Below are 9,677 nucleotides of genomic sequence, written 5' to 3' on the forward strand. Positions count from 1 at the left end.
GTCTGATTGCCTCGAAACTGCTGAATTTCATATTCTCCATCCACTAGCGTACAGATGGATAGAGTGGGCTGTTTGGGCTTACCAATATGTCGAGTCCCGCCCAATCCCGCATAATCGGCAATCCAATATTCAGGAATGCCTAAAACGGCGTAATCTTCAACTTTGCGGGCATAATCGTTTTGCCAGTTGCTACTGACAACTTCCGCCACAAATTTAATCGAACTCCCCGGCGTCAGAATCGACTGGTTAGACCAAAGTAGTTCTTTGCTAAGTTCATCTCGATCCACAACCGCAACGTCAGGTCGAAATGCCGTCATACTAAGGTGGGAAGGACGCAATAATCCCCGTTGAAGAACAAACCAGGGTAAATTTGTTTTATCGATCTGGACACAGACCTTTGTGGTAATGAAAGCTGCGACTTCCTCATGCAAACCCGTCGGTTCCAAATCGAACACCTCTCCATCGATTAGTTCGTAGCGATTATCGCCACAGTAACGAGCGAGAAACTCGTCAAAGCTGAGTTGCTTTTGTTCTATTGGTTGGTCGATCGCAATGGTCATAGGTCATCATGCTCAACTCTTTCAGTTTAGCGGAACTATATGTGACAGACCAAACTACTAAGGGAGGATGAAGTCAGCGTCCCAAACGGTTAGACTGTCCGGGTAAGGAATAAATCATCAACCTGACCATTCCCACCGCTACGGTCAGTATCCCGCCGATCAGATAAAGACTGGTGTTATTAAAACCGAGTCCCAAGAATCTGAGAATCATAAAACCCATGAGAACGGCAATTAGTAGGGGAGTACCGTCGATCCACTGGGTATGGTCATAATTATTACCCTCCAATCCTAAATATTCTTCCTTGACCACCCGTTTCGCTAACATGGGATTACCGATCGCCCGTTGTTGCCAATCGGCCAGTTTACCCGGTGTCACCCGCAATCCCAAATCGTTTGCTTCCCCTTCCATGATTTCGCGGATCGCCCTTTCTGGTAAAGCTTCCAATTCGATGCGGGGAAGCTTCAAAAAAATATCTCTGGCCGGGGGATAAGTGGCTAATAATAATATCGGCTGTCCCTGTAAATGCAGTTTTTCCAGCCAACAACGCAGGGAAACGGGGAACCTGTGGCCATTGTCCATGACCAGAAAAGCGACGTTATTTTGCAACCATTCGGCGATGGTTTCCTGTAACTGTTGTGCCGTCATCGGTTTGCCCTCTAGCGTCTCCGTATCTACCCCCAAATCCCCGGCGATTTCTAGAAGCATCTGTTTGACCGTGCCGATGGCAGGGGCAGCCACAGGAAACCCCCGCCCCCACAAGTCCTCGATCACCCGCTCCGCTAAAAAGGTCTTCCCCGCTCCGTCTTCCCCCACCACCAACAAACTGGCATTGGCTAGTAGGGCGGCCACCACCCGCTCTTTTTCTGCTCCCCTATAGCAGGAGATTGAAACGGAACCATCAACGGAACGGATCGACAAAGACTGACGCTCACCGTCCGCTCCAACCCCGTAGGTATAGACCCGCTCCTCCCCATTAGCCAATCTCCTTCTGTGTCGCTCGATCATCGTTCCGATTCCCAGTTCCCTTTCTTAACTATAGTTCCCCCCAATCTTTACTAGGGGATAACTCTGTACTACTTTACTTCTGGTGAGAGAAAGTGAAGTATTGACCGCTATTCGTGGCATTCTAGAAATAGACGGTAAACCTTGACAATTGCATTGATAATAATCGATGGTTTTGCTGGATTTACTCTATCTATCTCCTAAAGGTAGAGGATTTGCAGTTAGCTTGCAGAGATGCCGAGAGCCATGACCACCTAACCCACCGGTGTTCTTAAAAATTTTCTCAATGAAAATGCTGAATTTAAAATGGGGGAAGCTTTTTTGCTGGGGTCATTGTTTACGATCAGATTGTCCAGTATTTGAGGAGTCAGTAAATGTCGATGTCACGCCGTCTTGAGCGCCTATTGACTATTGACCAATTGCTGCGTTCGGGTAAGCGAATTACCCAAGGAATTTTAACGGAGCATCTCGAAGTCAAGGAAAGAACCGTCAGAAATGACCTGCATTTTTTGAGGGATAGGTATTCTGCACCTTTAGAGTACGACCAATCGGGCAAAAGATGGTACTATACCGACCCTAATTGGCGTTTACCCAGTATTTCCTTAAGTCAAGGAGAATTATTCGCTCTGACACTGGGGGCAAAAATGTTAGAGTCCTATGCCGGAAGTGCTTATGAAAAAGAATTGCGATCTTCGATCGAGCGTTTATCGGAGCGATTACCGGAGCAAACTTGGGTTAATTTGCAAAGGTTAGCCGATGAGCGCATTATTTTTCGTCCTGGTGCTGAAATGCTCAATCTTAATCCCGAAATATGGCAGCAGTTACTAGATGCCTTCAATACTTCCCGACGGATTTGGATTCGCTATTATGCGGCGACTCGCAATGAGGAATCAGATCGGGTGGTAGATCCCTATTTTTTGGACATTTATCGCGGTAGCAATCCGTATTTAATCGGTTTTTGCCATAAACGACAGGCGATAAGGGATTTTCGTATCGATCGAATTAAGAATCTCAGGATACTTGATGAGACGTTTGAGAAAGATTCTAGTTTTAATGCTAAAGCTTATCTGGAAAAACGATTTCAAAACGAAGGAGGGGATAAATTATTTTCGGTCACAATCTGGTTTAATCCTTCCTCTGCTCCCTTTATCAAAGAAAGACGCTGGCATACTTCTCAAAAGTTAGTCGAACATCCCGATGGCTCATTAACCTTACATTTAGTCGTAGAGGGATTAAATGATCTTAAACGATGGGTTTTGGGTTATGGCAAGGGAGCAATTGTCAAAGAACCACAAGAATTAGTTCAATTGATTAAGAGGGAAGTTGAGGAAATGAGTCAACATTACAAACTTTCGACAACCGAAAGCTAAGAAGGAGCAAAATATGAATTTTCTGGAAATTCAATTTTCTTTAAGAGGACAAACTCTGCCCGCCGATCATGGTTTTTCTCTATATTCTGCGATTAAAAATCTGTGTTATAAACAACAGCCAACTTTATTAAATGATAATAATTTGTCATCGGATGTTTTGCTCTCCAGTATTTCTGGGGTTTCTAATAAAAGTGGTATGATTTATCTAAATAAATATTCTCGTTTTCGGTTAAGATGTCCCGCCGAAGATGCGACCCAATGGTATCGCTTTCTTCAAAATCAGGTTTTAGATATTAGAGGTCACTTAATCCGATTGGTTCAACCTCGTTTAACTCTACCTGAAATTAGTAGTCTTCTCAAAGCAAGGTTAGTTATCTTCCATTTACAACAATGGAATACTCAGGAAGCTCCCCTATATTTTCTTGAATCTTGTCAAAAAGCTCTTGATCAAGAAAATATTCATGGAAAAGCCTTTATTAACAGTAATTCTCAGGGAGACTTAGCTTTAAGAAGTATCCGAATTAAAGATAAAAATGTCTTAGGATACGGAGTATTTATTGAGGGCTTAAGTAACGAAGATTCTCTTAAACTTCAAGGACATGGATTAGGGGGACGCAAGCATTTTGGGTGTGGGTGGTTCTATCCAGTCAAGGAGGATAATTATGCAGAATAAATTATGCCCTAATATTTTATTAGCAAAGTCTTTCGATTCAGGTCATTGGAAAGGCTCTTACGGACTGGTGGGACATACAGCAGATGTGGTCAATGCTGTTACAGTTTTACTGGAAAATATCGGTCAAGGAATCATAAATCAATTTGATTTGAAATGTAGCTGGGAAGGTTTTCGTGCCACAGCTAGATTGTCAGCTTATTTGCATGATTGGGGTAAAGCCAATGACCATTTTCAAATGATGGTTAGAGGTAAGCGAGATATTAGGGAAAATCCGCAGTTAATCCGTCATGAGTTAGCCTCAATGCTCCTAGCTTGGGAATATCGAGAATGGTTACAGCAGTGTCCTAATGCTGATTTTCTTACGGCACTTGTGGCGGCAGGAGGACATCATTTAAAACTAGGTTGGGATTCTAGAAAACAGTCTCCTAATGATGAACTTGGCGAAATTCGTAATGGATCGGGAAGCGATCGCTTATATCTTTATACTGAACCGCAATATTTTCGGGGAATGCTCAAGCATGGAGTCAAAGCATTAGGCTTACCCAAGCAATTAAAGCTATCGGTCAAACCTTCTAGGGAATGGACTGTGAACGAGATTAAGTCTAAACGTCAATTATTGCTAGAAGATTTTATCGACTGGCAAGTGACAGACTCTAGCTTTGTATCGGTCGTCAAAGCACTAATTATTGCGGCAGACACGGTAGGTTCAGCTTTACCAAATACTGACTTGAAAATTAGTGATTGGATTGAGAAACAAGTATCAGTAAAACTTACAGAATCAGAGGTTGAGCAAGTTGTTAATCAAAGACTCAATGGTCAAGAAATGCGACCATTTCAAGTTGCATTAGGTGAATCGCAATTGCGAGTAACTTTAGCTAGGGCTGGATGTGGTACAGGCAAAACTCTTGGAGCTTATAATTGGGCAAAACGTTACGCAGTAAATCGCAAATTGTTTTTCTGTTATCCGACTACTGGCACAAGTACCGAAGGTTTTATCGATTACGTACATGATCGAGTAGATTCAGTTTTACTGCATTCCCGTTCTGATGTGGATTTAGCGCATTTAATGTTAACAGGAGATGATGATGATATATCGACAAAACTAGAATCTTTTAAGACATGGGGGACAAAAGTCAGTGTTTGCACTGTGGATACGGTTTTAGGTCTATTGCAATGTAATCGCCGTCCAATGTATTGCTTTCCTGCGATCGCTCAAGCTGCTTTTGTATTTGACGAGGTGCATTGTTACGATAATCGTCTTTTTGGTGGGTTATTGCGATTCTTGGAAGTTGTCAAAGCTCCAGTTTTACTAATGTCCGCTTCATTTTTACCTTGGCAGCTAGAGGCAATTCAGAAAGCAGTCGGCAAGTCCATGGAAATTATTGAAGGGGCAAAAGAGTTAGAGTTATTGCCTCGCTATCGTTTTCATTTATCGGACAATCCTGATTGGGAACGTGTTACACAAGAATTAGAGAAAACCTATGCTTTGCCCAATGGTGAACATATTTGTGGCAAAGTTCTGTGGGTCTGCAATCAGGTGAGTACAGCGATTACTGTGTATAAAGATGTTAAACAAAGGGGACTGAATGCCGTTTTATATCACAGTCGCTATCGCTATCAAGATCGGGTAGATCATCATCGGGCAGTGATTGCGGCATTTAAGGGAAACAAGCCTGTCATTGCGATCGCTACCCAAGTTGCGGAAATGTCTTTGGATTTATCTGCAACTTTACTTGTCTCACAAATTGCTAATCCGGCCGGGTTAATTCAGCGCTTGGGTAGACTCAATCGCCGCTATATCGGTCAATCACTAGATGCTATTTTTTACCCCGATCCCAAAGTGCGTTTTCCCTATAGTCAAGAGGATTTAGATAGCGGTAGAACAATGCTTGAGACATTTACCGATGAAGTTTCTCAGGCAGCTTTAGCAGAATGGCTAGAGCGATCGCCACAGCAGGGTAAGCCTGACAAAGAGACGGTTTTATTTAATGAAATCAAAAAATGGCAAGCCTATCCTGCACCATGTCGTGAAGCAGGTCACACAGTTACGGCATTACTAGAGCAGGACAAACAAATTGTGGATAAATTGCCCGCCAAAGTTTTACCTAAATACACCATCCCATTACTATCTACTAAAAAAGTACAGAAATGGGAAAGACACAGGAAAGGCTACCCCATAGCTCCCAGTCGTGAGTGGGCATATTCTACGGAATTGGGAGCTTATTTAATCAAAGGAGGTGATGAGAATTGAGTAAGTTCGAGTTGTCTATTTTTGACCCCAATACCCTCTTACCTCATCGTGCAGGTATCGCAGGGCTTGCTCTAGTATTATCCACTCTTGAAATAGATGATGCTCCTATCTCTTGGGAAATATCCGAAGACACAGTTACTTTGAACTGGGATTGCGATGATAAGGAAGCACTAGATTGGCTAATTAAGAGTGCTTACCAAATTGACTCAGGGATGTTAAATGTACCTGCACTTAATTTGAGTGGGCAAGGGAAATATACTTTTAGTCAAGGAGTAACATCTACTTTTTTACAGCACTCTAAACAGAGAACTTTAGATAAGACACCAAGACTCATTCCCTTTAAGGTAGATGAAAATCAGCCAGAAATTATCATAAGTCATCGGAGTCTGATTGATTGTTACTATCTAAGGGACTTTAAAGGCGTTTTCAATAGTAAAAATAAGTTTAGTTCATCAATTGCCATTAAAGGACACCATTTACCTGGTCTGGTTGAGTGTTATATTAACGGTGAGTATGAAGAATCACCTAGCGGTTTTATTGCTTTACTTTTTTTGCCGATCGCCTGTAACTACTACCTTCTGCAAAATCGGCGCTATGCTCTAGTAATCCCCGAAGTAAAAGATTTAAAGTCTTGGATTAATCGTCGTCGTCAACTTAGTAATCGTAGTTACCGTGACTTTCGTTCACCAAGTGCGGGTGAAGCTGGTTTAAGACTTTTACTAGAAGAAGCTTTAGCAGACAGCTTACAACTGCAAAAAGTCGAATATTGCGAGGTCTATCAACTTGGTAAACAACCTTGGGATGGCAACCAATCTGGACTAAAACAGGCAGTTTACCGTGTTCGAGCATCCCATCAAGTTTTATCTGTTTACCAAAGTGCGATCTCGCTATTCCCCAGCAAGGTCAAAGTAACTGATAAAGGTGTTTCTTGGTTAGACATATCAAAAATATTGCCTTGGATTGCCGAAAATTTGGTCAATGGGAAAACTTGGTACACCAAGTTTTATGAGTTTCGTAAATCCCATCATGACAAGATCAAATATCAAAGAAAAGGACTAATAGCTATGACATCACATCTTCAACCCCACGAACAAATACTATTTGATTCCGTACAAGGAGCATTTAGTGTTTATTTAGTTGGACAAAGCAAACAAGCAAATAAACAAGGTCGCCCTCTTGACTATTTTCAAGTTACAGACAAGGTGATTCACCGGTTACAGCGCCCTAGCACCCAACAGGAATTTGCAACTGCTCTTGTGGATTTCTTGAGCCAATTTCGTAGCAAAGCGGCTAGGGGATTAGGTCGAGAAATCTATGCTTGGATTCATGGTGAAGAATGGCGCAAAGCCCGTGACTTGACCATGCTGGCAATAGCTACTTACCAAAGCAAGAAAAAAGATGGGGATGCTAATTCTGAAGAGGAGCTAGTAGAGATTCCAGATTCTGATTCTGTCGTTGAAGCAGATGATGAAGGCTACGAAGAAAGTTTGTAAATAGTTTCTGATTATTCAAAACAAAGGAGTTCGATCATGTCTAAGCATTTATTTATTACTGTCGTTACCCCCACTGCAATCGCCGCTAATAATCGTGGCGAAGGTGACGGCAGCACCCTTTCAACCTTGCAAAAAATAACCTGCGGCAACGATCAGCATACAACTGTAAGTGCTGAGGCGATTCGCTGGGGCTTGCGTGAGTATTTGCAAAATACTTGTGAAGCAGAAGTGAACCGCACTTTTGACGCAGATGAGGATAAATATCATCTTAAGGGAGAGAAGGACAAGAAGGGGGCAACTTATAATCCTGTGGCGTTTATCGATGATGATCTCTTTGGTTATATGGATGCCAAGAAAGGTTCGGAAAATGAAGATGCAACCAAAAAACGGCGAGGAGTTCTAGAAGTGAGTCGTGCAATTAGTCTCGATCCCTATTGGGGTGATATTGCTTTTGGTTCAACTGGTGGTCAGAAGGGTAAAACCTCAATTCACAGCACTGAGGTACACCGCACTGCTTATCAATATTCCGTTGCGCTGACACCCGAAAGCCTGAAAAAGATTGAGCGTGCCGATATTGTTTTAGATGCGATCGCAGCTATTCGTCATGTGGGGGGCAATCATTCCCGCTTCCTCTACGAGTTTCGTCCCGAGTCTGTTGTGATTCGCCTAACCGATGATCCTAGTCCTTGGATTATGAATTGCTTTAAGCGTGTAGGAGAATCCGTTGGCTGTCCAAAACTTGTGCGCTTGGTTGAGGTTAAAGACATTGATATCAATGAGCTAATCGTGGCGGGTGAAATTGCCGATACTCCCTATGGTGAGCAGTTACAAAATTTGGGTGTGACGGTGCTTCGTGGTGTCAAAGAGGCGATCGCTGAGTCTAAAAAGCGTTTAGCTGAGTTAAAGGGGGTAAAAGCCTAATGGATGATTTGCTCTATCTAGAGTGTCCTTGCACCAGTTTTCCCCGTAGCTTTGCAAGAGATTTTAAGGAAAGTTATCTCTATCCGCCACCATCAACACTCTACGGATTTTTGCTCTCGTTAGTGGGTGAGGAGGATATATCGGCTCATCTGGGGGTGAGGTTGGCAATTGGTATTCTTGGCAATGATTCACCGATTTCTCGAATTGTGCGTAAGCAGCGTAGCCACAAGTTTGTGGTGGGTGGTGAAGTCAAGAAACGGGTAGAGAAGTATGGCGAAGGGGTATATCCAACTAGCCAATTTTCTAAGCCCAATTTTCAAGAGTTGCTAACGGATGTGCGTATTGCTCTCAAAATTGACTCTAGCAATGAGATGGCAAGTATCAAGTTATCAGAACGGGTAGCTATCGCTTTATCTTCACCTAGTCAAATATTGCGCTTTGGTGGTTTAAGTTTGGGTGAATCTTGGGCAATGATTAATGGCATTCGTAACTATCGAGAAACCGATGGTGCTATTCGTTGGCTAGTCAAGGATAATCGAGGTTTGATCAGTTTGCCTATTTGGATTGACAGGAATACGAGTCAAGGGACTTTTCAAAGGTTCTCATTGGGAGAATATAGCGATCAGTGTCTGGTTGACATCATTGCACCCATTTTAACTACAACGAAAGCAAAAAAAAGATCAAAAGACAAATAAAGCTATATTCTTCTTTTTTATGGCGGTTTTCAGTCTAATAATGTATAGTAACTCACTTCTGTGAAAACCGCTATGATGTCACCATTAATTGGATAATATCGTAATGGCTATCAAACATAAAAGCTCTTCTGGTTTCTATGTGGAAATAAACAAAGTATCTGTTTCCAATAGTGAAACTAGCTGGTTACTTAAAAATAGTATCATTTATGAAATGGATATTATTACTCCCATTGATAAAATATGGTATATCGAGCGGTGATTATTCTCCATACCCATGTTTGGATTGTAGCTGACAAAATTTCCTGATCTTTTTTCTTTTAAAGGCGGAAATTTTTTTGCCGTAGTCACTGGTTAAATTGATAGCAAAGCAAGCAAGTTTACACTAAAACATATCATGCAAGCGATCGACTTTAATCCAGAATCACCCCAACCTGTCCAAGATACTCTCCGCGTCTGCGCTCTACACGCTTTTGCCTACTGTCCCCGTCTATTTTATCTCGAAGAAGTGGAAGAACTCTACACCCAAGACGCGGCAGTATTTGCTGGAAGACGGTTACACGATGAAATCGAACGGAAAGAAGGAGAAGAATGGCAAGACCTCTATCTTGAAGACGAAAACCTCGGATTAAGGGGTAGAATTGACGTTTTACGTCAGCGAGACGGTCAAACTATCCCTTATGAACACAAACGCGGACGCTGTCATCGAGATGA

Annotated in this window: 9 protein-coding genes; 7 read left to right on the plus strand and 2 right to left on the minus strand. The window is 42.3% G+C overall.

Features of this window, described 5'->3' with window-relative positions:
• Positions 1–560, minus strand: a 560-nt coding sequence (locus PX484_RS19880) for a Uma2 family endonuclease (protein ID WP_288105234.1), incomplete at its 3' end; no start/stop codon positions are given.
• A 73-nt stretch (positions 561–633) separates the two neighbouring features.
• Entirely contained in the window at positions 634–1,566 is a 933-nt protein-coding gene (locus PX484_RS19885; RefSeq protein ID WP_287767682.1) for an ATP-binding protein, read from the minus strand.
• 377 nt (positions 1,567–1,943) lie between these two features.
• Here PX484_RS19885 and PX484_RS19890 point away from each other — a divergent pair, with 377 nt between their 5' ends.
• From PX484_RS19890 to PX484_RS19920, 7 genes are all read left to right on the plus strand, one after another.
• Complete coding sequence (locus PX484_RS19890; protein WP_502845981.1) at positions 1,944–2,933, plus strand: helix-turn-helix transcriptional regulator; 990 nt, start codon at positions 1,944–1,946, stop codon at positions 2,931–2,933.
• Between the two features lie 13 nt (positions 2,934–2,946).
• Entirely contained in the window at positions 2,947–3,606 is a 660-nt protein-coding gene (gene cas6, locus PX484_RS19895; RefSeq protein WP_287671465.1) for a type I-MYXAN CRISPR-associated protein Cas6/Cmx6, read from the plus strand.
• Complete coding sequence (gene cas3 / locus PX484_RS19900) at positions 3,596–5,857, plus strand: CRISPR-associated helicase Cas3' (RefSeq protein ID WP_287767680.1); 2,262 nt, start codon at positions 3,596–3,598, stop codon at positions 5,855–5,857. The genes cas6 and cas3 overlap by 11 nt, the downstream gene beginning before the upstream one ends.
• 11 nt (positions 5,858–5,868) lie before the next feature.
• On the plus strand, positions 5,869–7,350 hold the full coding sequence (gene cas8a1 / locus PX484_RS19905; protein ID WP_288105237.1) for a type I-MYXAN CRISPR-associated Cas8a1/Cmx1: 1,482 nt from the start codon (positions 5,869–5,871) through the stop codon (positions 7,348–7,350).
• 36 nt (positions 7,351–7,386) lie between these two features.
• Positions 7,387–8,271 (plus strand): type I-B CRISPR-associated protein Cas7/Cst2/DevR, encoded by an 885-nt coding sequence (cas7i, locus tag PX484_RS19910; protein WP_287767678.1) that lies wholly within the window; start codon positions 7,387–7,389, stop codon positions 8,269–8,271.
• Positions 8,271–8,966 carry a CRISPR-associated protein Cas5 gene (gene cas5, locus PX484_RS19915; RefSeq protein ID WP_287767677.1) on the plus strand — a complete coding sequence of 232 codons (696 nt, stop codon included), beginning with the start codon at positions 8,271–8,273 and terminating at the stop codon, positions 8,964–8,966. The genes cas7i and cas5 overlap by 1 nt, the downstream gene beginning before the upstream one ends.
• A gap of 394 nt (positions 8,967–9,360) precedes the next feature.
• On the plus strand, positions 9,361–9,677 hold a 317-nt coding region (locus PX484_RS19920), incomplete at its 3' end, for a CRISPR-associated protein Cas4 (protein ID WP_288105239.1).

The sequence above is a fragment of the Microcystis sp. M49636_WE2 genome (assembly GCF_030065375.1).
GTDB lineage: Bacteria > Cyanobacteriota > Cyanobacteriia > Cyanobacteriales > Microcystaceae > Microcystis > Microcystis aeruginosa_C.